Source organism: Streptomyces sp. NPDC088246 (assembly GCF_044741025.1).
GTDB lineage: Bacteria > Actinomycetota > Actinomycetes > Streptomycetales > Streptomycetaceae > Streptomyces.
Window position 1 is genome coordinate 375,409 of the sequence record NZ_JBIURV010000002.1, and the last position, 26,541, is coordinate 401,949.

Below are 26,541 nucleotides of genomic sequence, written 5' to 3' on the forward strand. Positions count from 1 at the left end.
TCCGGCTCAAGAGTGGATTCCGGCACCACGGCCCGTCCGGACCTGACCTCGACCTTCCGGAACGGCCCCGACGGCCGGGGGAACGGCAAGCGGCCCTGACCGTCCACGGGGGGACAGTCAGGGCCGCCGGCCACTGCTTGCGACGCTGCCGCGCGCGTCCGGGGTCAGAAGACCGACTCGGCCTCGTCCATCCGGTCCGCCGGCACCGTCTTGAGCTGGGTGATGGCATCGGCGAGCGGAACCATCTTGATGTCGTTGCCACGCAGCGCCGTCATCCGGCCGAAGTCGCCCCGGTGCGCGGCCTCCACCGCGTGCCAGCCGAAGCGGGTGGCGAGCACCCGGTCGTACGCCGTCGGCGTGCCGCCGCGCTGCACGTGGCCGAGAATGACCGGCCGGGCCTCCTTGCCGAGCCGGGTCTCCAGCTCGATGGCCAGCCGGTTGCCGATGCCCTGGAAACGCTCGTGGCCGTACTGATCGATCTCGCCCTTGGCGTACGGCATGGAGCCCTCGGCCGGGTGCGCGCCCTCCGCGACGCAGATGACCGCGAATTTCTTGCCCCGTGCGAAGCGTTCTTCGACCATCTTGACCAGGTCCTCGACCTGGAAGCGGCGCTCGGGAAGACAGATGCCGTGCGCGCCGCCCGCCATTCCGGACTCCAGCGCGATCCAGCCGGCGTGGCGGCCCATCACCTCGACGACCATGACCCGCTGGTGCGATTCGGCGGTGGTCTTCAGGCGGTCTATGGCCTCGGTGGCGACGCCCACCGCGGTGTCGAAGCCGAAGGTGCGGTCGGTGGCGGAGATGTCGTTGTCGATGGTCTTGGGAACGCCGACGACGGGCATTCCGGCGTCCGACAGCATCCGCGCGGCCGTGAGGGTGCCTTCGCCGCCGATCGGGATGAGGGCGTCCATGCCGTAACGGCGACTCAGTTCGGCGCAGTTCTCGGCGGCCTCGCGCAGCCGGTCGCGCTCCAGCCGGGCCGAGCCGAGAATGGTGCCGCCATGGGCGAGGATGCCGCTGACCGCGTTGAGATCGAGGGGGCGGAAGTGGCCGTCGAGGAGTCCCTTGAACCCGTCCTCGAAGCCGATGACCTCATCGCCGTGACCCACCACGGCACGGTGCACGACCGAGCGGATCACTGCGTTCAGGCCTGGACAATCCCCGCCTGCGGTGAGAACTCCGATGCGCATCGTGCTGTATCTCCTGCTCGCTAGTGCCGTGCATTTCGGGGGCTGCTACAGAATCCCCCGTACCGTGAGCCACAACGATTGTCCCACGTCAGGTCCGGACCTCGCGTTCTCGGTCGCTCCGGGGATTCCCGCACGGGTGTTCCGCCGGATGCAGCAGTGAACCGGGCGGCGGTCCGGCCGGACGGGCGGGGGTCCGGCCGGTCGGTTCGAGGCCCTTCGCAGAGGGTCTTTCGCCCGGCGGGCGGCGCCTTGGCCCCCGCAGGTATCGTCAACATGGCAATACCATCCCAAACCGCAAAATTGGACGGGAGAGCACGCGTGACGCGCAGCGTGTACGTGACCGGGATCGACCGGGGAGACGGCCGCCAGGTCGTCGATCTGGGAGTCATGGAGCTCCTGACGCGTCAGGTGGACCGGGTCGGGGTGTTCCGGCCGCTCGTCCACGACGGACCCGACCGGCTTTTCGAGCTGCTGCGGGCCCGCTACCGGCTCTCCCAGGACCCCGCGTCGGTCTACGGTCTGGACTATCAGGAGGCGTCCGCGCTCCAGGCGGAGCAGGGTACGGACGAACTCGTCTCCCGGCTCGTGGAACGCTTCCATCAGGTGGCCCAGAAGTACGAGGTGGTGCTGGTCCTCGGTACTGACTTCGCCGCCACCCAGCTCCCCGACGAGCTGGCGCTCAACGCCCGCCTCGCCAATGAGTTCGGCGCCTCGGTCATCGCGGTGGTCGGCGGGAAGGGCCAGCCGGCGGAGTCCGTACGGGCCGAGACCCACAATGCCTACCGGGCGTACGCCGGCCTGGGCTGCGATGTCCTCGCGATGATCGTCAACCGGGTGGCGTCCGAGGACCGCGATGTCATCGCGGAACGGCTGGCGGCCCGGCTGCCCGTCCCCTGTTCCGTCCTGCCGGACGATGCGGCGCTCTCCGCGCCGACCGTCGCCCAGATCACCGCGGCGCTCGGCGGCACGGTGCTGCTCGGCGACGACTCCGGGCTGGCCAGGGACGCGCTGGACTTCGTCTTCGGCGGTGCGATGCTGCCGAACATGCTGAAGGCGCTGACGCCGGGCTGTCTGGTGGTCACGCCCGGGGACCGGGCGGATCTGGTGGTCGGCTCGCTGGCCGCGCACAGCGCCGGGACCCCGCCCATCGCGGGTGTGCTGCTGACCCTGAACGAACGCCCCGGCGAGGAGATACTCAGGCTGGCCGCGAGACTCGCACCGGGTACCCCGGTCGTCTCCGTGGCCGGCGGCTCCTTCCCCACCGCCGGGGAACTCTTCGCACTGGAGGGCAAGTTGAACGCGGCGACGCCCCGCAAGGCGGAGACCGCACTGGGCCTCTTCGAGCGCCATGTGGACACCGGAGCCCTGCTGGACCGGATCTCGGTGGCCCGCAGCGGCCGCGTCACCCCGATGATGTTCGAGCACGAGCTGCTGGAGCAGGCCCGCACCGACCGGCGCCGGGTCGTCCTGCCGGAGGGCGCCGAGGAACGGGTGCTGCGCGCCGCGGACGTCCTGCTGCGCCGCGATGTCTGCGACCTCACGCTCCTCGGCGACGTCGACGTCATCCGCAAGAAGGCCGCCGACCTCGGCATCGATCTCGCCGGTACGCAGCTCATCGACCCGCAGAGATCGGAGCTGCGCCAGGCGTTCGCCGAGCGGTACGCACAGGTGCGCGCGCACCGCGGGGTCACGGTGGAGCTGGCGTACGACGTCGTCGCGGACGTCAACTACTTCGGCACCCTGATGGTCCAGGAGGGGCTCGCGGACGGCATGGTCTCCGGGGCCGTGCACTCCACCGCGGCGACGATCCGCCCCGCGTTCGAGATCATCAAGACCAAGCCGGACGCCTCGATCGTCTCCTCCGTCTTCTTCATGTGCCTCGCCGACAAGGTCCTGGTGTACGGCGACTGCGCGGTCAACCCGGACCCGGACGCGGAGCAGCTCGCGGACATCGCGGTGCAGTCGGCCGCGACCGCCGCCCGCTTCGGCGTGGAGCCGCGGATCGCGATGCTGTCGTACTCGACGGGCACCTCGGGTTCGGGCGCCGATGTCGACAAGGTGCGCGAGGCCACGGACCGGGTGCGCGAGAGCCGGCCGGATCTCAGGATCGAGGGTCCGATCCAGTACGACGCCGCGGTGGAGCCGAGCGTCGCCGCGACGAAGCTGCCCGGCTCCGAGGTGGCGGGTCAGGCGACGGTGCTGATCTTCCCGGACCTGAACACCGGCAACAACACCTACAAAGCCGTGCAGCGCTCGGCGGGCGCCGTGGCTGTCGGTCCGGTGCTCCAGGGGCTGCGGAAGCCGGTCAACGATCTGTCCCGGGGCGCGCTCGTCCAGGACATCGTCCATACCGTGGCCATCACGGCGATCCAGGCGCAGGGCGAGGAGCGAACCGCATGACCACCCCGACCGCAGAAGGCTCTTACACCGTGGCCGCCAATCGCGTACTCGTTCTCAACTCCGGCTCCTCGTCGGTGAAGTACCAGCTCCTGGACATGAGCGACCGCTCCCGGCTGGCGGCCGGACTGGTCGAGCGGATCGGCGAGGAGACCTCCCGGCTGGTGCACACCCCGCTGGCCGGCGGCCACGCCGAGCAGCGCGAGCGCATCGGCCCGATCGCCGACCACGAGGCCGCGCTGAAGGCGGCGGCCGAGGAGCTGGCGGCCGACGGTCTCGGCCTGGACTCCCCCGCACTGGCGGCGATCGGCCATCGGGTGGTGCACGGAGGGCTGCGGTTCACCGAGCCGGTGGTGATCGACGACGAGGTGCTGAAGGAGATCGAGCGCCTGGTCCCGGTGGCCCCGCTGCACAATCCGGCGAACATCGTCGGCATCCGTACCGCCCAGGCCCTGCGCCCGGACCTTCCGCAGGTGGCGGTCTTCGACACGGCGTTCCACACGACGATGCCGGAGTACGCGGCGCGGTACGCGATCGATGCGGAGACCGCCGACGCCCACCGCATCCGGCGCTACGGCTTCCACGGCACCTCGCACGCGTACGTCTCCCGCAAGACCGCCGAGCTGCTGGGACGCACCCCCGAGGAGGTCAATGTCATCGTGCTGCACCTGGGCAACGGCGCCTCGGCGTCGGCGGTGGCGGGCGGCCGGTGCGTGGAGACCTCGATGGGGCTGACCCCGCTGGAGGGGCTGGTGATGGGCACACGTTCCGGTGACATCGATCCGGCGGTCACCTTCCACCTGAAGCGGGTGGCGGGGATGTCGACGGACGAGATCGACGTACTGCTCAACAAGAAGAGCGGTCTGGTCGGGCTCTGCGGCGACAACGACATGCGGGAGATCCGGCGCCGGATCGACGAGGGCGACGAGCGTGCGGCGCTGGCGTTCGACATCTATGTGCACCGGCTGAAGAAGTACATCGGCGCCTATTCGGCGGTCCTCGGGCGGGTGGATGCCGTGGTGTTCACGGCGGGGGTCGGGGAGAACTCGGCGCCCGTACGGGAGGCTGCGATCGCCGGTCTTGAGGGGTTCGGCCTGGCGGTGGACGCGGATCTGAACGCCGTACGGTCCGGCGCACCGCGGCTGATCTCGCCGGACCACGCACGGGTCGTGGTCGCCGTGGTGCCGACGGACGAGGAACTGGAGATCGCCGTCCAGACCTTCGCACTCGTCGGACAGGCCCACAACTGAGCACCCCCGCGCCCCTTTGTACCTTCCACCAGACGGAATATTCCGCAGCGAAACAAACCGATAGGATCCGCCTCATGCGCCGTTCCAAAATCGTCTGCACACTCGGCCCTGCCGTCGACTCCCATGAGCAGCTCGTCGCTCTGATCGAGGCCGGCATGAGCGTGGCCCGCTTCAACTTCAGTCACGGCAGCCACGAGGAGCACCAGGGTCGTTACGACCGGGTCCGCAAGGCCGCCGCCGAGACCGGCCGTGCGGTCGGCGTGCTCGCCGACCTCCAGGGCCCGAAGATCCGCCTGGCGAAGTTCGCCGAGGGCCCCGTCGAGCTGGTCCGCGGGGACGAGTTCACGATCACCGCGGAGGATGTCCCGGGCGACAAGTCGATCTGCGGCACGACCTACAAGGGCCTGCCCGGCGACGTCGCCAAGGGCGACCCGATCCTGATCAACGACGGCAACGTCGAGCTGAAGGTCGTCGCGGTCGAGGGCCCCCGGGTCAGGACCATCGTCATCGAGGGCGGTGTCATCTCCGACCACAAGGGCATCAACCTGCCCGGCGCGGCGGTCAACGTCCCGGCCCTGTCCGAGAAGGACGTCGAGGACCTGCGGTTCGCCCTGCGGATGGGCTGCGACCTGGTGGCGCTCTCCTTCGTACGGGACGCCGATGACGTCAAGGACGTCCACAAGGTGATGGACGAGGAGGGCCGCCGGGTCCCCGTCATCGCCAAGGTCGAGAAGCCGCAGGCCGTCGAGCACATGGAGGGCGTCGTCATGGCGTTCGACGGTGTGATGGTCGCCCGCGGCGACCTGGCCGTCGAGTACCCCCTGGAGAAGGTCCCGATGGTGCAGAAGCGCCTGGTGGAGCTCTGCCGGCGGAACGCCAAGCCGGTGATCGTGGCGACCCAGATGATGGAGTCGATGATCACCAACTCGCGGCCGACCCGCGCCGAGGCGTCCGACGTCGCCAACGCGATCCTGGACGGTGCGGACGCGGTCATGCTGTCGGCCGAGTCCAGCGTGGGCGCGTACCCGATCGAGACGGTCAAGACGATGTCGAAGATCGTCGTCGCCGCCGAGGAGGAGCTGCTCTCCAAGGGCCTCCAGCCGCTGGTGCCGGGCAAGAAGCCCCGCACCCAGGGCGGCTCGGTGGCCCGCGCGGCCTGCGAGATCGCGGACTTCCTGAACGGCAAGGCACTGGTCGCCTTCACCAAGTCCGGTGACACGGCCCGTCGCCTCTCCCGCTACCGCGCGGCGCAGCCCATCCTGGCCTTCACTACGGACGAGTCCACCCGCAACCAGCTCGCCCTGAGCTGGGGCGTCGAGGCCCACGTCGTACCGCACGTGGACAACACCGACGCCATGGTGGACCTGGTCGACGCGGAGCTCCTGAAGCTGGACCGCTACAACGAGGGCGACACGATGGTCATCACGGCCGGCTCGCCTCCCGGCATCCCGGGCACGACGAACATGGTGCGGGTGCACCATGTGGGGGGCGGGGCGCGCGACTGACGCGTTCGTGGCCTTCACCCGGACATGACAGTGCTCCGTCCTCTCACGGAAGACGGAGCACCGTCATGTGTCAGGGCAGCCGTTCGGCCAACTCCCGCCACGCCTCGTACTCACCGCGGCGCGGATGGTCCACGAACAGCGACTCGACCAGCCTGGCCGGGGCGAGCAGCCGCCGGGTCGTGCGCAGCTCAAGGATCTGCTCACGCTCCAGATCTCTCCAGCCCGGGGCGAGCTCGGCGGCAGCCTCCGAGGTCATGGGCATCGCGTTCAGCGCCCGTTCGAGCACGGGCCCCTGTGGCCCACACCCCTGAACAACGGGGTGCGGGCCACAGTCGCTGTGCGGCTCCCGAACAGGTCGGTGTCGGCTAGCTGTTGCCGCCGGTGAAGTAGTTGTGCAGTCCGGGCACCTTGAGCGAGCCGCCGAACTGGCCGGCCTGGGTCACCTTGACCTTGGTGAAGATGGCGAAGGGTACGTTCAGCGGGGGCGGTGTCTCCGGGCTGAACGTGACCGGGATGAGGCCGAAGAGGTTGCCCTTCAGCTCCTCCGTGTACATGGTCACCGTGCCGTTGCGGATGGTGGACTCGGAGCCCTTCCGCGCCTCGACATGGGCCGTGGTACCGGCCGGACCGACCGTCGTCTGGTGGAGGTTGTCGATGTCGATGGAGCTCGCGGTGAACTTCAGCACCTTCTTGACGGTGCCGTCGTACGTCTTCACCTCGACGATGCCCTTGTAGTCGAGCCCTTTGAGGGTGAGCTTCGAGCTCTCCAGGATCCACGGGTCGGTCGGGAGGAGCGGGATGCCCGTGTCCAGATCGGCCGCGGCCAGCGCCTCGGGGTCGGCGGTCGGACACGGGAAGCGCTCCTTGGCGCCGTCCGGGATGTCCTCGTCCTTCTTGGCGTCGAGCCCCTTGGCGCTCTCGTCGAGCTCCTCGACCGACTTGCCGGCCTTGTCCGCTGCGTCGCGGATGGCGGCGGCCGTCTTGTCGGCCGTCTCCTTCACAGCGTCCGTGGCCTTCTCCGCGGGCTTCTCCGCAGGCTCGGCAGCGTCGCTCTGCGACGGCTTCGGGGACGCGGCGGTGGCGCTCGGGGACGGGCTCGCCGTCTCCTTGTCCGGTCCGTCAAGGAGGTCCTTGAGTGCGTCGCCTACGCCCAGCGGGTCGAGCGGGTTCGTCGACTTCGTGGGTGTGGGCGAGGCGCTCGGCGCAGCGGCGGCGGGTGCGTCGGCGGCCTTCGTCTCCGGGTTCGCCGCGTCGCTCGCCGACGGAGTCGCCGAGGGCTTCGGCGTCGACGTGTCGCCTCTGTCGCCGGAATCGGTGGCGGACGGGGACGGGGACTTGGTCTCCGATGCGGACGGGGACGGCGACTCGCTCGGCTCGTCGGAGCGGGTCACGCAGGGGCCGGGCGCGAAGGGAATGTCCGAGCTGTCGTCGGCCAGCGCGAGCTTGGGCGTGAGCCCCATGCCCACGAAGACGGCCGTCGGCATCGCGGCGAGTGCGAAGGCCTTGCCCGCGGGTATGTGCAGCTTCGTCAGCAACGACTTCCTGGGGGCCGCGTGGCGCGGTCCGCTTCTCGTCCGGAGATCCTCCCCGGGCGAGTTCAGCTGCGTCTCGTCACCCCGCACGATGCCTCCCGCCGTCGGCCTCGACTGTCGTGTCGCACTTCTCCGGCTGCTGGGGCACCGCTGCCGTGCTCTGGAGCTCGGGTTCGGGCTCCTTCGTCCCGAAACCGGCGTCCTCGGACGTCTGGCCTTCCGCACCGGCATCTACAACGTCGGGCTTCGGCTCGCCCGGGGCCCAGGAGATGGAGAGCGCTCCACCGAGCAGGGAGAACAGGAAGCCGATCAGGAAGCCGCCGATGTTGGCCACCGGTATGGAGATCAGCGCCAGCAGGATCGCGGCAACTCCGGCGAACACTCTCACGATGTGGTGGAACCACATCGTGAGGCCCAGCGTGACCAGCAGGACCCCGATGATCAGCGATCCCGCACCGGCGGTCGTGGACATCGCCAGCGTGATGTTGCCGAGGTGCATATTGGCGTACGGGAAGTACGCGATGGGTAGACCACCCACCATGGTGAACAGGCCCGCCCAGAACGGCCGGTTACCCCGCCAGGTGCGGAATCCTCGCCAAAAGACGCGGAGGTAGTGCTCGTTCTGCCCTGTGGACTCGGGGCTCATGGAAAACAGCTCCCTGGAACCGGTACTGCTGTGAGAAGAGAAAAGGGTGGGCGGCCGGAGACCCCGAAGGGCGCTCCGACCACCCGGACGAGTGCTAGTAGCACTCCTTGTCATCGCCGCCGCTGTACAGCCGCAGGCTCAGGTTGCTGAGCTTGAAGGTGCCGGCGGTGGTCGCCCACGCCGTCTGATTCACATTGGTCAGCGTGGCCGTCTCGGCGCGCTGCCCGAAGCCGTTCGGGTTGACGGCCTTCTTGGTGCCGGACTGGATACCGGGCTTGCCGACGGAGCCGGCGGCCACACCGATGTCCATGTGCTCGAAGTACGCGTCGGCGTCGAGCTCGGCGACATCCAGGTACAGATTGGTCGCCTCGACCGGCTTCTGCGGGTCCGTACCCGCCTTCAGCCGCAGCGTGACAGTGCCGAGGCCGAACGGAAGGTTCGGAGTGACCACCGACTGGCACATGTTGGTGATCTTGGCGTCACTGAAACCGGACACGGCCACGGCGTGCGCCGCGTCATTGCCCTTGAGGTCCTTGCCGGTGGCCACGCTTCCGTACTGCACGAAGTTGTGGCCGACGAGACTGTCCGCATGCACCTTGAAGCTCTGGCCGGACACGCTGAACGAAGCCGCGAGCGCACCCTGCGCCAGGCCGACGCCCACCGCTGCGGTCGCCGCCACGCTCGGCACCATGACCAGAGCGAAACGCTTCCATCTGGTGCCGCCACGAACCTGGGAACTCATAAATTTTCCTCCTTCTCGGACGTACATCTCCGGTACGGGCGAGGGCCCGTCCTGGGATGGGAGAAGTGCTACGTCCTCGGAAAGGAGAGCGCCCGCGTACGGAGGCAGGAACCGCGTCCGAATCACCGGCGATCACCCCCGAGCGACAACCACTGGCCACGCATTCGCGCAACCTGTTCGGACAGGCCCTGCCGGACGGCAGGAACCCCCCTGTCCGGAGTCGGCGCCACTGCCGCCGACCCACTCGGTGGGGACCCAACAGGGCCACCGCGCCGACTGGCAGCCGGGCTGGCGTTATTGGACCGAGCGTGGCCGATCGTGGTGCATTCCCGCCCGTGGCACAAGGGGGTTCGTTACTCGCTAGTAACGGCCCGATAACCGATGCGCGACCGGGTGGCACCACCCGGCCACACAGGGTGGCGTCGAACGGAAGGATGAAAGGGAAAATCGGGGTCTTTATACGGACAGATCCCAGGGGGTGATTTACTGCGAGTAACAGGCCGCACCTTTATCAAGATTTGGTAAAGGGGGGCCGTCCCTTATCGCCTGATCGCGAAAACGGCCGTGACACCCCGGGGGTGCCACGGCCGCGTTGTCACATCAGAACAAGACCCGCGCCAACGCCGTACGCGCGGCGCCGACCCGCGGATCGTCGGGGCCGATCACCTCGAACAGCTCCAGCAGCCGCAGCCGCGCCGTGTCCCGGTCGTCACCGAAGGTACGGCGCACCGTCTCGACGAGCCGCCCGAAGGCGTCCTCGACATGACCACCGGCCAGATCCAGATCGGCGGCCGCGAGCTGCGCCGTGACATCGGCCGGGTTCTCCGCCGCGCCCTTGCGGACCTGCTGCGGGTCCATGTCCTTGACCCGGGCGAGCAGTTCGGCCTGGGCGAGACCGAGCTTGGCCTCCGTGTTGGCCGGATCGTCGGACAGGACGTTCTTGTACGCCTGGACGGCACCGGTGAAGTCGCTGGCATCCAGGGCCTGTACGGCCGCTTCGAGCAGGGCGTCGTACGGCCCGGCGGGCTCCTCGGCAGGAGCCTCGCCGGCTCCCTCGGCGGCGGCCGCATCCTGGTCGACCACGATTCCGGTGAGCCCGAACCGCTCCTCGCCGACCTGGATCAACTGGTCGAGCGTCTGCCGGATCTGAGCCTCGGGGGCCGCGCCCTGGAAGAGCGGGAGAGCCTGCCCGGCGACGACGGCGAAGACCGCCGGGATGCCCTGGATGCCGAATTGCTGCATCAGCATCTGGTTGGCGTCGACATCGACCTTGGCCAGCACGAAGCGGCCGTTGTACTCATGGGCCAGCCGCTCCAGGAGCGGCCCCAACTGCTTGCACGGCTCGCACCACTCGGCCCAGAAGTCGATGACGACCGGGACCTCGGCGGAGCGCTGGAGGACATCGCTCTCGAAGCCCGCCTCATCGACATCGATCACCAGGGCGGACGGCGGCACGGCACCGCCACCACCCTGCCGGGCGGCCTCGGCACGGGCCTGCTCCGCCTTCACCTTGGCCTCGCCGGCCGCCTTCACCGCGGCGAGGTCGACGACGCCGCTCATGGACATGTTCCTAGGCTGCATACGTACATCCTCCCCCCTTGGCGCGCCGATACGGAAAGCGAGACGGAAACCGCACCCGTCCGCGGTCCCCGCCGGTGTGCGGGGTGCACGGACAGACACGGTCCGAGGGCCCCTGAAAGACCCGTTTCGGCGCCGGGTCCCCACCCGGTGCCTGTGGCTGTCGTTCGGTCGTGGCGTCACGACGGCATGACCATCGTGCTTACGCTACGACCCGTAGCGTAACTTCCCGGCACCCCTCGCGCACAAGTACGTTCGGTGATCTGTCTCACGGCGAACGGGACCGGCCGGTTCTACTTACTGACCGGTATGGTCTCGGCATGCTGAGCCACAGCCACCCCAAACCCCTTCGAACGGGACGTCCCCGCAGCGCCGCGGCCGATGAGGCGATCCTGGAGGCGACCAGAGCCTCTCTGGTCGACCTCGGCTGGTCGAAGCTGACGATGGGCGACGTGGCGACGCGGGCCGGGGTCGCCAAGACGACCCTGTACCGGCGGTGGGCGGGCAAGAACGAGCTGGTCGTGGACGCCGTCGCGGTCCTCTTCGACGAGCTGGAACTGCCCGATCTGGGCAGCCTGTCGGCCGATGTGCAGGCGGTGGTGCTGCAGTTCGCCGCGCTGCTGAAGCGGCCGGAGACCCAGACGGCGCTGATGGCGGTGGTCGCGGAGTCGACCCGCGACGAGGCGCTGCGGACCCGGATCCGCGACTCGATCGTGGACCGGCAGAAGCGGCTGGTGCTTCAGGGACGTCAACGAGCCCAGCAGCGCGGGGAGTTGCCCGTCGAGCAGGACGAGGCCGTGGCGGCGACGACCGCCGATCTGATCTTCGATGTGATCGCCGGTGCGGTCGTGCACCGGGCCCTGGTGAGCGCCGAGCCCGTCGACGAGGACTGGGCCCGGCGCTTCACCGTGCTGCTGCTCACGGGGCTGGGGGCGGCGGCCTCCGCGTAGCGGAGGGCTGCCGCCGCCGGGCGCAGCTGTCGAGCATGACAGCCGACTGCCCGTCAGAAGCCGGGCGGCTCCGTGTAGGTGCCCCACTCGTCGCGCAGAACCCCGCAGATCTCGCCGAGCGTCGCCTCGGCCCGTACCGCGTCGAGCATCGGCCCGATCATGTTGGAGCCGTCGCGGGCGGCGGCCAGCATCGCGTCCAGCGCCGACTTGACCCGTGCGTCGTCGCGGGCGTCCTTGCGGCTGCCGAGCACCCGGACCTGCTCGCGCTCGACCTCGTGGCTGACCCGCAGGATCTCCAGGTCGCCGGTGACCGAGCCATGGTGGACGTTGACACCGACGACGCGCTTGTCGCCCTTCTCCAGCGACTGCTGGTACCGGAAGGCGGACTCGGCGATCTCGCCGGTGAACCAGCCGTCCTCGATGCCGCGCAGAATGCCGGAGGTGATGGGCCCGATGGGGTGCTGCCCGTCCGCGTGGGCCCGGGTGCCGCGTTCCTTGATCTGGTCGAAGATCTTCTCCGCGTCGGCCTCGATCCGGTCGGTGAGCTGCTCGACGTACCAGGAACCACCCAGCGGGTCGGCCACATTGGCGACGCCGGTCTCCTCCATCAGCACCTGCTGGGTGCGCAGCGCGATCTCGGCGGCCTGCGCGGAGGGGAGTGCGAGGGTCTCGTCGAGGGCGTTGGTGTGCAGCGAGTTGGTGCCGCCGAGGACCGCGGAGAGCGCCTCGACCGCCGTCCGTACGACGTTGTTGTACGGCTGCTGGGCGGTGAGCGAGACACCGGCGGTCTGGGTGTGGAAGCGGAGCCACTGCGCCTTGTCGGTCTTCGCGCCGTAGGTCTCCTTCATCCAGCGGGCCCAGATCCGGCGGGCCGCGCGGAACTTGGCGATCTCTTCGAAGAAGTCGAGGTGCGCGTCGAAGAAGAAGGAGAGACCGGGCGCGAAGGTGTCGACGTCCAGCCCGCGGGAGAGGCCGAGCTCCACGTAGCCGAAGCCGTCGGCGAGGGTGTACGCGAGCTCCTGCGCGGCCGTCGCCCCGGCCTCGCGGATGTGGTAGCCGGAGACGGAGAGCGGCTTGTAGGCGGGGATGTCGCGGGCGCAGTGCTCCATCAGGTCGCCGATGAGGCGCAGATGGGGCTCGGGCTGGAAGAGCCACTCCTTCTGCGCGATGTACTCCTTGAAGATGTCGGTCTGGAGCGTGCCGTTGAGCACGCCCGGGTCGACGCCCTGACGCTCGGCGGCGACCAGATACATACAGAAGACAGGGACGGCGGGTCCGCTGATCGTCATGGACGTCGTGACGTCGCCGAGCGGGATGTCCTTGAAGAGGATCTCCATGTCGGCGGCGGAGTCGATGGCCACGCCGCAGTGCCCGACCTCGCCGAGCGAGCGGGGGTCGTCGGAGTCGCGGCCCATCAGTGTCGGCATGTCGAAGGCGACGCTGAGCCCGCCGCCGCCCGCGGCGAGGATCATCTTGTAGCGCTCGTTGGTCTGCTCGGCGTTGCCGAAGCCGGCGAACTGGCGGATCGTCCAGGTCCGGCCGCGGTAGCCGGTCGGGTAGAGCCCCCGCGTGAAGGGGTACTCGCCGGGCCAGCCGATCCGCTCGAATCCCTCGTACGAGTCCCCGGGGCGGGGGCCGTACGCGGGTTCCACGGGATCCCCGGAGAGTGTGGTGAAGTCCGCGTCACGCTTGCGGGCCTTGTCGTAACGGGCCTGCCAGCGGCGGCGGCCTTCCTCGATCGCGTCAGCGTCCATACCATCGAATTTACTAGGACGTCCTAGTAAATGTCGATGGCAAACCGCCCGGTGCTTTGCACGGGGCGGTTCGGAAGAAAGGTGCGGGGCAGGTCGTCCGCCCGGCGGCCTCAGGCCTTGACAGCCACCGGAGAGCCGTCGGCGACCAGCGGCTCGACCTCGCGGACGACCTTGCGCTCGACGAAGAACGCGGCCGTCGGGATGGTGCCGGAGATCAGCACCCAGAGCAGCTTGCCCACCGGCCACTTCGCCTTGGAGCCCAGGTCGAAGGCGAAGATCAGGTAGATGATGTAGAGCACACCATGGATCTGGGAGACGACGAGCGTCAGGTCCTTGCCCATTTCGAAGCCGTACTTGAAGACCATGCAGGTGCAGAGCACCAGCAACATGACTGCGGTGACGTAGGCCATCACCCGGTACCGGGTCAGCACACTGCGTTTCATGGAATGGAGCGTAACCGGACGCCCGGGGCGATCTTGCAGCGGGCCGGGCCCTCGAAATGTTGTCTTAGACCGACCGGCAAATGGGGGCGGCGTCGCGGGGCTGGGCACGCACATCTGCCGCGTTGTCGTCAATCACCATGGCTCCGCCATGTCTCAATCCGCCGCCTTGCAGCTGCACGCACCCAGCCCCGCTCCTTCTCCCACCCCCCATTTGCCGGTCGGTCTTATGCCTCTTCGAAATCCTTGGCCGCGATCCGCAACGGCCGCAGCATGGCGAAGATCTCCGCGCACTCCTCGGCGTCGTACACCCCTAGCCCGAACTCCATGCCGACCAGGTCCTTGGTCGCGGCCTCGACGACCTCGCGGCCCTTGTCGGTGATGGAGGCGAGGGTTCCGCGGCCGTCGTTCGGGTTGGGGCGCTTGGCGACCAGGCCGGAGCGCACCAGCCGGTCCACCGTGTTCGTGACGGAGGTGGGGTGGACCATGAGCCGCTCACCGATCTTGGACATCGGCAGCTCACCGGCCTTGGAGAAGGTGAGCAGCACCAGCGCCTCGTACCGCGCGAAGGTCAGGCCGTACGGTTTGACGACCGCGTCGACCTCGGCGAGCAGGATCTGCTGCGCGCGCATGATCGAGGTGATCGCCCCCATCGAGGGCACCGGGCCCCAGCGCTGCTGCCAGAGTTCGTCGGCGCGGGCGATGGGATCGAAGGGGAGACTGAGCGGCTTCGGCACGCCGTCGACCTTACCCACTGGTCATATGCTGGTCAGCCCCGTCTCGAACTTCGGTCCGAGGACCGCGCGCGGTCGCTGTCGCCCTGACCTCGCGGACCAGCAGGAGCGTGCACACCGTACCGATCGCCCCGGCCCCCGCGACCACCAGATGCACGGGGACGAATTCGGCGGCCAGCCCGGCCAGCGCCATGCCGATGCCCTGGACCGTCATCAGCCCGGCGGTGAGCAGGGTCATGGCCCGGCCCCGCAGCTCCTCCGGGACGGCATCGACGAACCACTGGTCGAGGCCGATGATGTACGCCGCCCCCACCCCGGCCAGCGCAAGCGCCACCAGGGTCGGGACCATGCCGGGGCGGATCCCGTACAGCAGGAACGGCAGCAGCCCGGCGGCGGCGACCGGCAGCACGATCCGGGAGCGGATGCGCGGGGCCAGCACAGCGCCCACGTACAACTCGGCGGCGATGTGCCCGACCGGCATCGCGCACATCAGCAGCCCGAGGGCGGCCGGGCCGAGACCGAGCTCGTCCGCGTACGGGGCGGCGAGCGCCTCCGGTGCGACGACGAACAGGGCGGGTACCCAGAACAGCAGCATCAGCGCGCGGATTCTGCGGTCGGCGAGGACTATGCGGGCCCCGGTCAGTGATTCCTTGAGCAGCGTGCCGCCGCGGTCACCGCCGGTCCTGGCGGGCCGGTTACGGGTGCCGAAGCGGAGCAGGGCCGCCGAGCAGAGGAACGTCCCGACGGTGATGGTGATCGCTCCGCGCGCGGACAGCGCGGCAAGCAGCACACCGCCGACACCGAAGCCGGTCAGCAGCGCGCTCTGCGAGACGATCCGCAGCAGCGAACGGCCCAGTACGTAGAGGTCGCCCTCTCCGAGGATGTCGGTCAGCGCGGCCATCCGCGTCCCGGTGAAGACGGGCGACACGGAGGCGACGAGACAGCGCAGCGCGAGGAGGCCGCCGACCGGGGTGCCGGGCAGCACCATGACGGCGACACAGCCCGCACAGATCAGATCGCAGGTGACGAGGACCCGGCGGGCCGGGTAGCGGTCGGCGACCCCGGCGAAGAGCGTGCCGCCGACGAGGTACGGCAGGAAGCCGAGCGCGAAGGTGAGGGCGCTGAGCAGGGGTGAGCCGGTGAGGTCGTAGACGAGGACGGTGAGGGCGAGCTCGCTGACGACTACGCCGAGGAGGGAGAGCAGATGCGCGGCAAAGACGGCCCGGAACTCCCGGACGGCGAAGACGGCGCGGTAGCCGCGGGGCATGCCCGGGGCGGGGTCGTCCGGAGTTGCGTCGGCAGCGGGAGCCGCGGCCCGGAGCGCGGGCGACGGGTTCGGGTCGATGGCGTCGGCGCGCTCCGTGGGCGGAGCCGAGGCCGGAGCCGAGGCCGAGGCCGAAGCCGAGGGCGAGGCCGAAGCCGAGGGCGAGGCCGAAGCCGAGGGCGGAGCCGAGGCCGAAGCCGAAGCCGAAGCCGAAGCCGAGGGCGGAGCCGAGGCCGGCACCGGTCCGGCCGGACCGGCGTGCGCGGCGCGGGGCGCGGCTGACGGGTCGTGGGGCGAAGGAGCCCCCTCGTCGCGGGGGCCGCCCGCCGGGGTGGGGCTGTAGCTCGGCATGACCGCAGCTTGGAGGACCGGACCCGCCGCTCCGTAGACTTTCGGCTCACGCCGAATCTTCGCGGGGGCCGCCGATGCCGTTCCATCTGCATTTCGAGGAGAGCGATCTGCTCCGCTGCCGGTTCGCCCTCTCCCCGCTCTGGGAGACGCAGGCCGCGGTGCGCACCCTTCTGCGCCCCGGGCAGCACGGCTACCACCAGCCCTGGCTGAGGCGCATCCGGAGCGCCGCCGCGGGCCTCGATCTCGCACCGCTCTGGTTACTGATGCCAAAGAGCGGGCACAACCCGGACTTTCTCTGCCCGCCGCCAGCCGGGCCCTATACCTCGTTCGAGGAGGAGATCGCCGGTGTGCGCGCCATCGATCCGCTGCTCATCCGTGAGGACCTGGCGCTGGCCCTCACCGACCAGCCGGGGGCGCTGGACTCCCCCGCCGGGCGGGCGATGCTCGCCGATCCCGCACGGACACTGCGGGAGCTGGCCGCACTGATGGAGCAGGCCTGGCAGGTGCTGGTCGAGCCGGACTGGCCGCGGCTGCGCGCGCTGCTGGAGGCGGATATCGCGTACCACTCGCGCCGGCTCGCCGAGGTCGGCTTCGCCCGGCTGCTGGGCGAGCTGAGCCCCCAGCTGAGCTGGACGGACTCGACGCTCTCGCTGGTCGGGATGAGGGGGCGGCACTCCCGGGTGCTCGGCGGGCAGGGCCTCGTCCTGATGCCGAGCGTCTTCGCCTGGCCGGATGTGGTGAGCGGGTACGAGCCGCCCTGGCAGCCCGCGGTGATCTATCCGGCGCGCGGAATCGGCAGTCTGTGGACGCAGCCCGCGGACCGTACGCCACAGTCGCTCGCGCGGCTGCTCGGGCGAGCGCGGGCCGATGTCCTGTGCACGCTCGACGAACCGGCCGGCACGAGCGCGCTCGCGCACCGGCTGGGCCTCGCGCTCTCGTCCGTGTCGGAGCACCTGTCGGTGCTGCGCGCGGCGGGTCTGCTCACCTCGCGCCGGTACGGACACCAGGTGCTGTACGAGCGGACGCCGCTCGGGATCGCCCTGGCGGTACCGGAGCACCGCCCGCGGGAGTGACAGAAGCGGGACGAGCCCCCGGCCGGGGGCCGGGGGCTCGTCGGGTCACGCAGTCGGACGGAGCGTCAGTCCGTCTCGGCGAGGTACCGCTCGACCGTCTCGACCTTGGAGGTCAGGCCGTCGGTGACACCGGGTCGGATGTCGGCCTTCAGTACGAGGGAGACGCGTCCGGCGCGGGCCTCGACGGCGGCGACGGCCCGCTTGACGACGTCCATGACCTCGTCCCACTCACCTTCGATGGAGGTGAACATGGCGTCCGTGCGGTTGGGCAGCCCGGACTCGCGGACGACCCGGACGGCGTCGGCGACGTACTCGCCGACGTCCTCACCGACGCCCAGCGGACTGACCGAGAACGCGACGATCATGCGCTGACCACGCCTTCCCGGCGGGCGCGGGCGGCGATGACGCCGTCGGCCTCGTAGCGCTTGAGCACCTTGTCGCCGTACAGCCCGCCGAACGGCAGCAGCGCGAGCAGGAAGAAGAACGCGACGCGCTTCAACGGCCACTTGGTCTTGGACCAGACGTCGAGCAGCAGGACGGCGTAGATCACGAAGAGCACACCGTGGATGATGCCGAGCGGCATCATCAGGAAGTCGATGTCGGAGACCCGGCTGAGAATCGAGCCAAAGATGATCAGCGCAGGGAAGGAGAGCGCCTCGGGAATCGAGATGAGGCGCAGCCGGTGCAGGGCGGTAGCGGTCTTGATGTCCACGAGGGCACCTTCGGTGGGAGGATCGTGACGGCTTGTGAATACAGGCACAAGCGCAACCCATTGTGGCATCGGCACGGGCGGCGCTCGGTGCCGGGGGCCGTATGTGTCCGGTCACATGCCGCCGCCGGGCCCAGTCCGTTCCGTCGTCGCCCCGTACGGGATACGTCCCGATTGCGTACGGGTCCCGTACCGGATGCGTATCAGGGGCGGTTCAGGGTGCCGGTTCCTCCCCAGGGCCCTGTCCTGGCCGGGGTCATGCCGATACCGTCGCTCCGTGGCAATGTTCCGACTCCAAGGCAGCAGAACGCTCGCCGTCGACCTGGCCGGTGACGCCGTCAAGGCGAAGAACGGCTCGATGGTCGCGTACGACGGCCGGATGACGTTCAAGAAGATGACCGGCGGCGGCGACGGCCTGCGCGGCATGGTGACCCGCCGGCTGACCGGCGAGCAGATGACCGTGATGGAGGTGACCGGGCAGGGCACCTGTTACTTCGCCGACCGCGCGAGCGAGATCAGCCTCGTCTCGCTGCACGGCGACAAGCTCTATGTCGAGGCGAGCAATCTGCTCTGTACCGACGCCGGGCTGCGCACCGGAACCACCTTCACCGGCCTGCGCGGCGGGGCGACGGGAAACGGCCTGTTCACCACCACCGTCGAGGGCACCGGACAGGTGGCGATCATGTCGGACGGTTCGGCCGTGGCGCTGCGGGTCTCGGCCCAGTACCCGCTGTGCGTCGACCCCGGCGCCTACATCGCGCATCAGGGCAATCTGCAACAGCACTTCCAGTCCGGGGTGAACTTCCGGACGCTGATGGGCGAGGGCTCGGGCGAGTCCTTCCAGATCCGGTTCGAGGGCGAGGGACTCGTCTACGTGCAGCCGAGCGAGCGGAACACCATCGGGGGCGATGCCTGATGCCGTTCCGTGAGATCAACTCGAAGATGGTCGAGGCGACGGTGCTCCCCGGCCAGAAGATGTACAGCCAGCGCGGCGCGATGCTCGCCTACCGCGGCGAGGTGTCGTTCACGCCGAACATCCAGGGCGGCCAGGGCGGCGTGATGTCGATGATCGGCCGACGGGTGGCCAATGAGGCGACGCCGCTGATGACGGTCGAAGGCAGCGGCACGGTGATGTTCGGTCACGGGGGCCATCACATCCAGGTGATCAACCTGTCCGGCGACACCCTGTACGTGGAGGCCGACCGGCTGCTCGCCTTCGACGGGACGCTGCAGCAGGGCACGATGTTCATGGGTTCGCAGGGCGGGGTGATGGGCATGGTGCGCGGCCAGGTGACCGGGCAGGGCCTGTTCACCACCACCCTCAAGGGGCATGGCGCGGTCGCGGTGATGGCCCACGGCGGTGTGATCGAGCTGCCGATCACGCCGGGCCGCGAGGTACATGTGGACCCGCAGGCGTACGTCGCCCACCACGGCGACGTACGCAACAAGCTCTCCACCGCGCTCGGCTGGCGCGACATGGTGGGGCGCGGCTCCGGCGAGGCGTTCCAGCTGGAGCTGAGCGGCAGTGGCGCGGTGTACGTCCAGGCCTCGGAGGAGAAGCTGTGAGCACGCCCGTGGTCTTCGACCCGATGACGCTGCCGTCGGACGACAACGTCAACTCGTACACCTTCTGCGTGGAGCTCAAGGGGAGCCAGTGGTTCCTGCAGAAGGGCAAGATGATCGCCTATTACGGACGGATCGAGTTCAACGGCATCGGCCACGGCCGCTTCGAGCGGCTGATCCGTACGAGCTTCCACTCGCCGTTGCACGCGAGCGACTGGGTGGTGGCCGAAGGCAGCGGCAAGATGCTCCTCGCCGACCGCGCCTTCGACGTGAACTCGTACGACCTTCAGGACGGGAATCTGACGATCCGGTCCGGCAACCTCCTCGCGTACCAGCCGACCCTGGCGCTCAAGCAGTCCATCGTGCCGGGCTTCCTGACACTGATCGGTACGGGAAAGTTCGTGGCCGCGTCCAACGGTCCGGTGGTCTTCATGGAGCCGCCGCTGCGGGTGGATCCGCAGGCGCTGGTGGGCTGGGCGGACTGCCCCTCGCCGTGCCACCACTACGACCATGGCTATATGACGGGCGTGATGGGCGGGCTCAGATCGCTGACCGGGATCGGCGGGACGTCGGGCGAGGAGCACCAGTTCGAGTTCGTCGGGGCGGGTACCGTGCTGCTCCAGTCGACCGAGATCCTGATGCCCGAGCAGCCGACGGGGGCGACGCCGGCGCAGGCCGGGGTGCCGGGTGGTGCGGGTCAACCTGGCTCCGCACCCCGTCTGCCCGGTCAGCTCGGGGACCTCCAACGCCGCTTCGGTTTGTGAACGGTAGTCTGCGGAGTGTGACGTCGAACGTCTGCACCCCGCACCCGAGCCCGTCTCCGGGCGAGTGCCGGGCGTCACGATCCCCCACCTTCGTCCGGCTTTCAACTTCTTAGGTAGAATCCATACATGGAGACCGAGACGGCCACTCGCTGGCTGAACGACGCGGAGCAGTGCGCCTGGCGCACCCACCTGGACGTCAGCAGGCTGTTGATGCACCAGCTGGAGAAGGACCTCCAGCCGTTCGGCCTGACCAACAACGACTACGAGATCCTGGTCAACCTCTCGGAGTCGGACGACCAGCGCATGCGGATGAGCGACCTCGCCGCCGCGACGCTGCAGTCCAAGAGCAGGCTCTCGCACCAGATCACCCGCATGGAGAACGCGGGACTGGTCCGCAGGGAGAACTGCGAGTCGGACCGGCGCGGACTGTTCGCGGTCCTCACCGAGGACGGCGCGGAGACGATGCGAAAGGTGGCACCACACCACGTGGCGTCGGTGCGCAAACACTTCATGGACCTGTTGACGCCGGAGGCACTGGCAGACCTGCACGCGGCACTGACACCGGTCGCGGATCATCTGCGGGGACGCCGCGGCAAGGTGTGACCTGCGGGGCGGGGCGGTGTTCAACCGGCGCTCGGCAGCCACAGCTCGAACCGCGCGCCGCCCTGCGGCGCACCGTCCACCGTCAGCCGGCCGCCGTGCCGGGCCGCGACGTCACGGGCGATGGCCAGGCCCAGGCCTGCGCCGCCCTCGTCCCGCGTACGGGCGTCGTCCAGACGCACGAAACGTTCGAAGATCCGCTCGCGCTCGTCCGGTGGCACCCCCGTCCCGTCGTCGGTGACCGCGACGACCACGCAGCCCCGCTCCGCACGCAGCGAGACCGCCACCGTGCGCTCCGCATGGCGCTCGGCGTTGTCCAGCAGATTGCCGATCACCCGCGCCAACTGCCCACGCGAACCGGCAACTTCGAACGCACCGGAGTCCGGCACGGACACCGCCACCGGAATCCGGTCGCCGATGCGCTGCGAAACCTCCTCGTGGACCAGCGCGCCCAGGTCCAGCGTCGTACGGCCCGGCCGCTCACCCGCGTCCAACCGGGCCAGCAGCAGCAGATCGGCCGCCAGCGCCTGCAGCCGTACGGTGTCGGCGACGGCGCCCGGCACGTCCAGCAGCTCCGGATGCGCGGCGCCCACCTCCAGCTGGGTGCGCAGGGAGGCGATCGGGCTGCGCAGTTCGTGCGAGGCGTCCGCCACGAAGCGCCGCTGCCGGTCCACCGATGCCTCAAGGGCCGTCAGGGTCTCGTTCGTGGTACGGGCCAGCCGGGCGATCTCGTCGCGCGAACCGGGCTCAGGCACCCGCCGGCTCAGATCCTCGGACGCGGTGATCGCGGCCATCTCTCGACGGATTCCCTCGACCGGGCGCAGCGCTCGCCGGGTCACCAGCCAGGTGACCCCGGCAACGACGAGCAGCAGCACCGGCAGCCCGATCAGCATCGCCCCGCGCACAGTGCCCACGGCCTCCTGCTCGGCGGCCAGCGGGGCGCCCGCGTGGACGGTCAGGGTCACCCCGGCCGATGTGGTCGCCCGGACCGACGCAAAGCGGTGGTCGGCCGTGTCGCCGTCGACGGTGGCGGTGCCGTTGCCGAAGTCCGGGTCACCGGAGTCGACTTCACCGCGGCCGGGGATGCCGTGACCGCCGTTGTCGTCGCCGTCTTCGTCATCGCGTCCGTCGTCGTCGGAACCGGTAGAGCTTCCCGCGGCCGGTGACGGGGCCGGCTCGACCTGGTCCGTACCGGTGCCGGAGATCGCCTCCAGGTCCTTGGAGACGGCCACCACGCGCCCGTCCTCGTCGGTCACCTGGACCGGATGGTCCTCCTCCTCGCGCATCTCCAGCCGGTCGTACGGCACATCGAGGGCGAGTTGCCCGGCCACCTCACGGGCCGCCACCTCGGCCTGCAGTCCCGCCTGATCGGTGAGGTTGGCGCGCAGGACGAGGAGTACGGCGAGCCCGGCGCCGACCAGTGCGACGGCGACCACGACCGTGGCACCGAGTGCGGCCCTGGCCCGTACCGATCTCACAGCGCCTCCATCCGGTATCCGGCGCCACGCACCGTACGGATGGCGGCCGCGCCGAGCTTGCGCCGCAGCGCGCTGACGTACACCTCGACGATGTTCGGGTCGCCGTCGTAGGCGAAGTCCCAGACGTGTTCCAGGATGTCCGCCTTGCTCACCACCTGCCCGGGCCTCAGCGCGAGTTGTTCCAGCACCGCGAACTCCTTGGTGGTGAGGGTGATTTCGGCCGGACCGAGATGCACCCGACGAGCGGCGGTGTCCATGCGCAGGGAGCCGACGGTGACCACCGGCGAGCCGGAGCCACCGCCCCGGCGCCGCAGCAGCGCCCGGATCCTGGCCACCAGCACGACGTACGAGAAGGGCTTGGTCAGGTAGTCGTCGGCCCCGGTGTCGAGGCCCTCCGCCTCGTCGTACTCCCCGTCCTTCGCCGTCAGCATCAGGATCGGCATCTCATGGCCGGCGGCGCGCAGGGCGGCACAGACCCGGTAGCCGTTCATCCCGGGCAGCATGATGTCGAGGACGACGAGGTCGTACACGCCCCCGGCCGCCCGGTGCAGCCCTTCGAGACCGTCGTGCACGACATCCACGGCGAAGCCCTCGGCGGTGAGTCCCCCGGCCAGGGACATCGCCAGCCGCTTCTCGTCCTCCACGATCAACAGGCGCATGGGCACAGGGTCCCAAACCGAACCTGAAGACGGCTTCAGGTGGCTTCAGGCTGCGTTCAGCATCACCCCGGCAGTGTGGACCGTGTCGAAACCGGCCACCCGATCAGGGAGGAACCTCATGAAGCGCAAGATCGTCATCGCCGCCGTCACCGCGGCCGTGCTCGTCGGCGGCACAGCCGCCACGGCCATCGCCTTCGCGGACGACGACAGCCACGACCGCGGCACCAGGAGCGGCGCGGCGAGCGGCAGCACCGCCCGCGTCACCGTCGGCGACGCGTCCGCGGCGGCCGTCGGAGCCGTCCCGGGGACGATCACCGAGGCCGAGCTGGACATGGAGGACGGCAGGCTGGTCTGGGAGGTCGACGTGTACGGCTCGGACAGGGCCTGGCACGACGTGACGGTGGACGCGGGCAACGGCAAGGTGCTCGCCAAGCACACCTCCGACGACAACGACGGCGATCGCGACCGGCATGCGTCCCGCTCGGCCCGGGTGTCGCTGGACGCGGCGGTCGACGTCGCGCTCAAGGCGGCGCCCGGGACCGTGACGTCGATCGACCTGGACGACCACGACGACCGGAGCGGCAAGGCGCTGCGCTGGGAGGTCGACGTCCACGGCAAGGACGACAAGCGGCACGAGCTGAACGTCGACGCGGGCACGGGCAAGGTGACCGTGGACCGGTCGAACGACGGCGGACGCGACGGTGCCGACGACTAGGGTCTGTCCGGCGGATCACGGCCGGGGTCGCGACGCCTGGCACGGCACCTCGCGGCGTTGCCGAAACGACCGAATAGTTCCTTCCCCAAGCTCTCAACTCCGTTCGAGCAGGGGAGACCCCACCTCAGGACACTCCGGCGCCTTGCTATGCACCGCACCAGACGCCGCGCCCTGTCCGACCCTGATCCGCCGGACAGACCCTAGGAGACCGCTGAAGATCTTGCTCTGGCCGCCCGGCTCACCCCGGATTGCCGGTAAATGTCAATCGCCATGAACCAGGGCAAGTCAGGCACGATTTCAAGATCTTCAGGACACTTCTAGGAGGGATCAGGGCGCGTAGACGGAGATGACCGTCCCGTCGCCGAAGCCCAGGAACACCACGTCGCCCCGGGCGATGTACGAGATCGACGCCGGGTCGTGCCGGGCTCCCTGCCCGCCGGGCCACTCGGTGGGCAGCCGCGAGCCCGTGTTGTCCGCCTCCCCCGTGGAGCCCATGGCGAACGCGGCGATCCCCTGATCACCCACCACAACGGCACTGTCACCGGCGAGGACGGGCGCGCCCCAGACATCCAGCCCCCCGCCGCTGTCGTCGTACGTCGCCCAGTACTGCCTCCCGTCGGCCAGGCCGAACGCGTACACCCGCGAACGGCTGCTCACCACGACCTTGCCGTCGCGTGACACGGCGGGCCGGAAGGCGATGTCCACGCCGGCGGCGATCGGCCGGCGGTTCTGCGGGGCCGTCACATCGACGACCGTCAGGCCGTCCGGGCCCGAGCAGAGGAGTTCCTTGCCCTTCAGGACCGGCGTACGGCAGGTGATGTCACCGGCGGCGACGGCTCCCAGCCGTGCGCCGTCCGGGCTCCCCAGGACGGTGACGCCGTCGCCGACCGCGACGAGCCGGCCGTCGGCGAAGGACAGTTCCCCCTCGTCGGCCGGGTCGTCCCACGGCTTGTCCCACTTGCGGGTCTGCTTGCCGGTGAGCTGGTGGGCGAGGAGCCGGGCCGCACCCGTGCCGGTGACCCTCGTGGCGTAGTACAGGACTCCGCCGGACTGGACGGAGTCGGTCACCCGGGCACCGGCCGTCAGCGGCTCCCGCCACTGCTCGGCGCCGTCGGCGAGGCCGAGCGCCACCAGGGCACCGTCCTCGAAGGCGTAGACGGTGGTGCCGATGACGGCGGCCACCGAGGCCGGTCCACTGCCCGCCCTGCCCGGCTCGGTCCGCCAGCGCTGCCTGCCGTTCGCGGCGTCCAGCACGGTGATGCGCCGCGGGCCGCCGCAGACCAGGGACATGTCCGCCAGTACGCACTCCACCGATCCGTCCTCGATCTTGGCCTTCCACGCCTTCCAGCCCGCCGGCTTCCTGGAGACGTCGGTGGCGGCCGGGCCGAAGTCCCCGGTGCGACCCGCGTCCGCGCCCGGAATGACGGGGGGCCCGGCCTGCGTCCGCGCGGCGTCCGAGGCGGACGCGGTCGGCTGCACGCCACCGCCCGCGTTGGCCTCGCCTCCGCCGTCCCCCTCGAAGAGCCCCGGCAGCAGCAAGGCCCCCAGCACCACGCAGACCACCGTGGCCGCTGCCGCCAGGGCGATCCACAGGCCCTTGTTGCGCTGCCGGTCACCCGGTACGGCCACCGGCACGACGGGCGTCGGGGCGAGGGCGGGCCCGCCGGGGTGCGGGGCGCCGGACGGGGCCGGCGGTGCGGCAGCGGCCGGCGCGGCCGCCTCCGCGACGGCGCGCGCCCCCGCCGCGTGAGCGGCGAGCTGCCCCCGTACCGCTTCCGTCCAGGGGAACGGTCCGCCGGCCGCCGTGCCCGCCCGGTCGCCCGGTCGCAGCAGGCCGGCCAGCTGCTGGGGCGTCGGCCGGGCCTCGGCGTCGCCGCGCAGGCATTGCTCGATCACCGCGCGCAACTGTGGTGGCACGCCGGACAGTTCGGCCTCGCCCTGGGCGATCCGGAAGATCACGGCGGCCATGTCGGAGTCGTCGAACGGGCCCCGCCCGGTCGCCGCGAAGGCGAGCACCGCACCGAGGCAGAAGACGTCCGACGCGGGTACGAGCGCCCGTGAGCCGTTGACGTGCTCGGGCGAGATGTAGCCGGGGCTGCCCACAACCACACCGGTCCGGGTGAGCCGGGTGGCGTCGAAGGCCTGGGCGATCCCGAAGTCGATCACCTTCGGACCGTCGGCGCCGAGCAGCACGTTGCCCGGCTTGAGGTCGCGGTGGAGTACGCGTACGGCGTGCATGTCGGCGAGCGCGCGGGCGAGACCGGCGCCCATCTCGCGCACCACCGGCTCGGGCATCGGCCCGCCACGGATCACCGCCTCTGCGAGCGAGGGGCCGGGCACGTACTCGGTCGCCAGCCAGGGCAGCCGGCCGCTCGCGTCGCCGCCGACGAGAGCCGCGGTGTGCGGACTGCGCACGGCACCCGCCGCGTCGATCTCGCGCCGGAAGCGGATCCGGAAGCCGTCGTCGAGGTCGAGATCGGCGCGTACCGTCTTCAGTGCGACCAGCCCGCCGAGCGGGTCCGGCGCACCGGCGGGCCGGGCGAGATACACCTCGCCCATGCCGCCCGCGCCCAGCAGCCCGAGCAACTGGTAGGGACCGACCAGCCGGGCGCGGCCGGGCGGAAGCGGCTCGATCACCGCACGGCTC

26 protein-coding genes are annotated in these 26,541 nt (G+C 70.1%); 11 read left to right on the forward strand and 15 right to left on the reverse strand.

What is annotated here, in order from left to right:
* Window positions 1-164 precede the first annotated feature (164 nt).
* Window positions 165-1,190, reverse strand: a complete 1,026-nt coding sequence (locus ACIPEK_RS04330) for an ATP-dependent 6-phosphofructokinase (protein ID WP_093897439.1) — start codon at window positions 1,188-1,190, stop codon at window positions 165-167.
* Between the two features lie 318 nt (window positions 1,191-1,508).
* On the opposite strand from ACIPEK_RS04330, the gene pta reads away from it, so the two are divergent.
* The 3 genes from pta to pyk all read left to right on the forward strand — a co-directional run bounded on the left by pta (window position 1,509) and on the right by pyk (window position 6,342).
* The gene (pta, locus tag ACIPEK_RS04335) at window positions 1,509-3,590 is read left to right on the forward strand and encodes a phosphate acetyltransferase (RefSeq protein ID WP_401990443.1); all 2,082 of its coding nucleotides are present in this window, start codon (window positions 1,509-1,511) and stop codon (window positions 3,588-3,590) included.
* Window positions 3,587-4,837, forward strand: a complete 1,251-nt coding sequence (locus ACIPEK_RS04340) for an acetate kinase (RefSeq protein WP_401990446.1) — start codon at window positions 3,587-3,589, stop codon at window positions 4,835-4,837. Before pta ends, ACIPEK_RS04340 begins: the two co-directional genes overlap by 4 nt.
* Before the next feature lie 74 nt (window positions 4,838-4,911).
* The gene (gene pyk / locus ACIPEK_RS04345; RefSeq protein WP_401990449.1) at window positions 4,912-6,342 is read left to right on the forward strand and encodes a pyruvate kinase; all 1,431 of its coding nucleotides are present in this window, start codon (window positions 4,912-4,914) and stop codon (window positions 6,340-6,342) included.
* A gap of 70 nt (window positions 6,343-6,412) precedes the next feature.
* Here pyk and ACIPEK_RS04350 read toward each other — a convergent pair whose 3' ends face one another.
* The 5 genes from ACIPEK_RS04350 to ACIPEK_RS04370 form a co-directional block, all read right to left on the reverse strand.
* Complete coding sequence (locus tag ACIPEK_RS04350; protein ID WP_401990451.1) at window positions 6,413-6,598, reverse strand: hypothetical protein; 186 nt, start codon at window positions 6,596-6,598, stop codon at window positions 6,413-6,415.
* Window positions 6,599-6,707: 109 nt separating this feature from the next.
* Window positions 6,708-7,964, reverse strand: a complete 1,257-nt coding sequence (locus tag ACIPEK_RS04355; protein ID WP_401990454.1) for a hypothetical protein — start codon at window positions 7,962-7,964, stop codon at window positions 6,708-6,710.
* Window positions 7,954-8,520, reverse strand: coding sequence for a DUF6114 domain-containing protein (locus ACIPEK_RS04360; protein WP_401990457.1), 567 nt, complete (start codon window positions 8,518-8,520; stop codon window positions 7,954-7,956). Before ACIPEK_RS04360 ends, ACIPEK_RS04355 begins: the two co-directional genes overlap by 11 nt.
* A 94-nt stretch (window positions 8,521-8,614) precedes the next feature.
* On the reverse strand, window positions 8,615-9,262 hold the full coding sequence (locus tag ACIPEK_RS04365; protein ID WP_401990460.1) for a DUF6230 family protein: 648 nt from the start codon (window positions 9,260-9,262) through the stop codon (window positions 8,615-8,617).
* A 600-nt stretch (window positions 9,263-9,862) separates the two neighbouring features.
* Entirely contained in the window at window positions 9,863-10,843 is a 981-nt protein-coding gene (locus ACIPEK_RS04370; protein ID WP_401990463.1) for a tetratricopeptide repeat protein, read from the reverse strand.
* Between the two features lie 317 nt (window positions 10,844-11,160).
* Here ACIPEK_RS04370 and ACIPEK_RS04375 point away from each other — a divergent pair, with 317 nt between their 5' ends.
* The gene (locus ACIPEK_RS04375; protein WP_401990466.1) at window positions 11,161-11,790 is read left to right on the forward strand and encodes a TetR/AcrR family transcriptional regulator; all 630 of its coding nucleotides are present in this window, start codon (window positions 11,161-11,163) and stop codon (window positions 11,788-11,790) included.
* 53 nt (window positions 11,791-11,843) lie between these two features.
* Here ACIPEK_RS04375 and ACIPEK_RS04380 read toward each other — a convergent pair whose 3' ends face one another.
* The 4 genes from ACIPEK_RS04380 to ACIPEK_RS04395 all read right to left on the reverse strand — a co-directional run bounded on the left by ACIPEK_RS04380 (window position 11,844) and on the right by ACIPEK_RS04395 (window position 15,985).
* Window positions 11,844-13,544, reverse strand: coding sequence for a methylmalonyl-CoA mutase (locus ACIPEK_RS04380; RefSeq protein ID WP_401990469.1), 1,701 nt, complete (start codon window positions 13,542-13,544; stop codon window positions 11,844-11,846).
* Window positions 13,545-13,654: 110 nt separating this feature from the next.
* A complete protein-coding gene (locus ACIPEK_RS04385; protein ID WP_382944822.1) occupies window positions 13,655-13,987 on the reverse strand; it encodes a DUF3817 domain-containing protein in 333 nt (110 codons plus the stop codon).
* A gap of 224 nt (window positions 13,988-14,211) precedes the next feature.
* Window positions 14,212-14,721: a MarR family winged helix-turn-helix transcriptional regulator gene (locus ACIPEK_RS04390; protein WP_401990796.1), complete on the reverse strand. Its 510-nt coding sequence runs from the start codon at window positions 14,719-14,721 to the stop codon at window positions 14,212-14,214.
* Between the two features lie 10 nt (window positions 14,722-14,731).
* Complete coding sequence (locus ACIPEK_RS04395; protein WP_401990472.1) at window positions 14,732-15,985, reverse strand: MFS transporter; 1,254 nt, start codon at window positions 15,983-15,985, stop codon at window positions 14,732-14,734.
* A 76-nt stretch (window positions 15,986-16,061) separates the two neighbouring features.
* Here ACIPEK_RS04395 and ACIPEK_RS04400 point away from each other — a divergent pair, with 76 nt between their 5' ends.
* Together ACIPEK_RS04400 and ACIPEK_RS04405 are read left to right on the forward strand one after the other, a co-directional pair.
* Window positions 16,062-16,325, forward strand: coding sequence for a hypothetical protein (locus ACIPEK_RS04400; protein WP_401990475.1), 264 nt, complete (start codon window positions 16,062-16,064; stop codon window positions 16,323-16,325).
* Between the two features lie 82 nt (window positions 16,326-16,407).
* Entirely contained in the window at window positions 16,408-17,406 is a 999-nt protein-coding gene (locus tag ACIPEK_RS04405; RefSeq protein WP_401990478.1) for a DUF5937 family protein, read from the forward strand.
* 65 nt (window positions 17,407-17,471) lie between these two features.
* Here the strand turns inward: ACIPEK_RS04405 and ACIPEK_RS04410 are convergent, their stop codons facing one another.
* Window positions 17,472-17,771 (reverse strand): MTH1187 family thiamine-binding protein, encoded by a 300-nt coding sequence (locus ACIPEK_RS04410; protein WP_093898565.1) that lies wholly within the window; start codon window positions 17,769-17,771, stop codon window positions 17,472-17,474.
* The gene (locus ACIPEK_RS04415) at window positions 17,768-18,118 is read right to left on the reverse strand and encodes a DUF3817 domain-containing protein (RefSeq protein WP_093898564.1); all 351 of its coding nucleotides are present in this window, start codon (window positions 18,116-18,118) and stop codon (window positions 17,768-17,770) included. The genes ACIPEK_RS04410 and ACIPEK_RS04415 overlap by 4 nt, the downstream gene beginning before the upstream one ends.
* A 280-nt stretch (window positions 18,119-18,398) precedes the next feature.
* Between ACIPEK_RS04415 and ACIPEK_RS04420 the strand changes: the two genes are divergently transcribed.
* From ACIPEK_RS04420 to ACIPEK_RS04435, 4 genes are all read left to right on the forward strand, one after another.
* Window positions 18,399-19,031 (forward strand): AIM24 family protein, encoded by a 633-nt coding sequence (locus ACIPEK_RS04420; protein WP_401990799.1) that lies wholly within the window; start codon window positions 18,399-18,401, stop codon window positions 19,029-19,031.
* Entirely contained in the window at window positions 19,031-19,681 is a 651-nt protein-coding gene (locus tag ACIPEK_RS04425; protein ID WP_351256246.1) for an AIM24 family protein, read from the forward strand. Before ACIPEK_RS04420 ends, ACIPEK_RS04425 begins: the two co-directional genes overlap by 1 nt.
* Window positions 19,678-20,442, forward strand: a complete 765-nt coding sequence (locus tag ACIPEK_RS04430; protein ID WP_383073137.1) for an AIM24 family protein — start codon at window positions 19,678-19,680, stop codon at window positions 20,440-20,442. Before ACIPEK_RS04425 ends, ACIPEK_RS04430 begins: the two co-directional genes overlap by 4 nt.
* Before the next feature lie 126 nt (window positions 20,443-20,568).
* Window positions 20,569-21,045, forward strand: a complete 477-nt coding sequence (locus ACIPEK_RS04435) for a MarR family winged helix-turn-helix transcriptional regulator (protein WP_401990483.1) — start codon at window positions 20,569-20,571, stop codon at window positions 21,043-21,045.
* A gap of 20 nt (window positions 21,046-21,065) precedes the next feature.
* Here the strand turns inward: ACIPEK_RS04435 and ACIPEK_RS04440 are convergent, their stop codons facing one another.
* Together ACIPEK_RS04440 and ACIPEK_RS04445 are read right to left on the reverse strand one after the other, a co-directional pair.
* Window positions 21,066-22,520, reverse strand: coding sequence for an ATP-binding protein (locus tag ACIPEK_RS04440; protein ID WP_401990486.1), 1,455 nt, complete (start codon window positions 22,518-22,520; stop codon window positions 21,066-21,068).
* Window positions 22,517-23,179 (reverse strand): response regulator transcription factor, encoded by a 663-nt coding sequence (locus ACIPEK_RS04445; RefSeq protein ID WP_401990488.1) that lies wholly within the window; start codon window positions 23,177-23,179, stop codon window positions 22,517-22,519. The genes ACIPEK_RS04440 and ACIPEK_RS04445 overlap by 4 nt, the downstream gene beginning before the upstream one ends.
* 118 nt (window positions 23,180-23,297) lie before the next feature.
* Here ACIPEK_RS04445 and ACIPEK_RS04450 point away from each other — a divergent pair, with 118 nt between their 5' ends.
* Window positions 23,298-23,894, forward strand: coding sequence for a PepSY domain-containing protein (locus ACIPEK_RS04450; protein WP_401990491.1), 597 nt, complete (start codon window positions 23,298-23,300; stop codon window positions 23,892-23,894).
* A 327-nt stretch (window positions 23,895-24,221) separates the two neighbouring features.
* Here the strand turns inward: ACIPEK_RS04450 and ACIPEK_RS04455 are convergent, their stop codons facing one another.
* On the reverse strand, window positions 24,222-26,531 hold the full coding sequence (locus ACIPEK_RS04455; protein WP_401990493.1) for a protein kinase: 2,310 nt from the start codon (window positions 26,529-26,531) through the stop codon (window positions 24,222-24,224).
* Window positions 26,532-26,541: the final 10 nt, after the last annotated feature.

Bases quoted from the DNA above. Each gene is read 5' to 3' on its own strand.
- ACIPEK_RS04330 (WP_093897439.1), bottom strand. From the start codon at position 1,190: ATGCGCATCGGAGTTCTCACCGCAGGCGGGGATTGTCCAGGCCTGAAC.
- ACIPEK_RS04340 (WP_401990446.1), top strand. From the start codon at position 3,587: ATGACCACCCCGACCGCAGAAGGCTCTTACACCGTGGCCGCCAATCGC.
- pyk (WP_401990449.1), top strand. From the start codon at position 4,912: ATGCGCCGTTCCAAAATCGTCTGCACACTCGGCCCTGCCGTCGACTCC.
- ACIPEK_RS04350 (WP_401990451.1), bottom strand. From the start codon at position 6,598: ATGACCTCGGAGGCTGCCGCCGAGCTCGCCCCGGGCTGGAGAGATCTG.
- ACIPEK_RS04360 (WP_401990457.1), bottom strand. From the start codon at position 8,520: ATGAGCCCCGAGTCCACAGGGCAGAACGAGCACTACCTCCGCGTCTTT.
- ACIPEK_RS04365 (WP_401990460.1), bottom strand. From the start codon at position 9,262: ATGAGTTCCCAGGTTCGTGGCGGCACCAGATGGAAGCGTTTCGCTCTG.
- ACIPEK_RS04370 (WP_401990463.1), bottom strand. From the start codon at position 10,843: ATGCAGCCTAGGAACATGTCCATGAGCGGCGTCGTCGACCTCGCCGCG.
- ACIPEK_RS04375 (WP_401990466.1), top strand. From the start codon at position 11,161: ATGCTGAGCCACAGCCACCCCAAACCCCTTCGAACGGGACGTCCCCGC.
- ACIPEK_RS04380 (WP_401990469.1), bottom strand. From the start codon at position 13,544: ATGGACGCTGACGCGATCGAGGAAGGCCGCCGCCGCTGGCAGGCCCGT.
- ACIPEK_RS04385 (WP_382944822.1), bottom strand. From the start codon at position 13,987: ATGAAACGCAGTGTGCTGACCCGGTACCGGGTGATGGCCTACGTCACC.
- ACIPEK_RS04395 (WP_401990472.1), bottom strand. From the start codon at position 15,985: ATGCCCCGCGGCTACCGCGCCGTCTTCGCCGTCCGGGAGTTCCGGGCC.
- ACIPEK_RS04400 (WP_401990475.1), top strand. From the start codon at position 16,062: ATGGCGTCGGCGCGCTCCGTGGGCGGAGCCGAGGCCGGAGCCGAGGCC.
- ACIPEK_RS04405 (WP_401990478.1), top strand. From the start codon at position 16,408: ATGCCGTTCCATCTGCATTTCGAGGAGAGCGATCTGCTCCGCTGCCGG.
- ACIPEK_RS04410 (WP_093898565.1), bottom strand. From the start codon at position 17,771: ATGATCGTCGCGTTCTCGGTCAGTCCGCTGGGCGTCGGTGAGGACGTC.
- ACIPEK_RS04420 (WP_401990799.1), top strand. From the start codon at position 18,399: ATGTTCCGACTCCAAGGCAGCAGAACGCTCGCCGTCGACCTGGCCGGT.
- ACIPEK_RS04425 (WP_351256246.1), top strand. From the start codon at position 19,031: ATGCCGTTCCGTGAGATCAACTCGAAGATGGTCGAGGCGACGGTGCTC.
- ACIPEK_RS04435 (WP_401990483.1), top strand. From the start codon at position 20,569: ATGGAGACCGAGACGGCCACTCGCTGGCTGAACGACGCGGAGCAGTGC.
- ACIPEK_RS04445 (WP_401990488.1), bottom strand. From the start codon at position 23,179: ATGCGCCTGTTGATCGTGGAGGACGAGAAGCGGCTGGCGATGTCCCTG.
- ACIPEK_RS04450 (WP_401990491.1), top strand. From the start codon at position 23,298: ATGAAGCGCAAGATCGTCATCGCCGCCGTCACCGCGGCCGTGCTCGTC.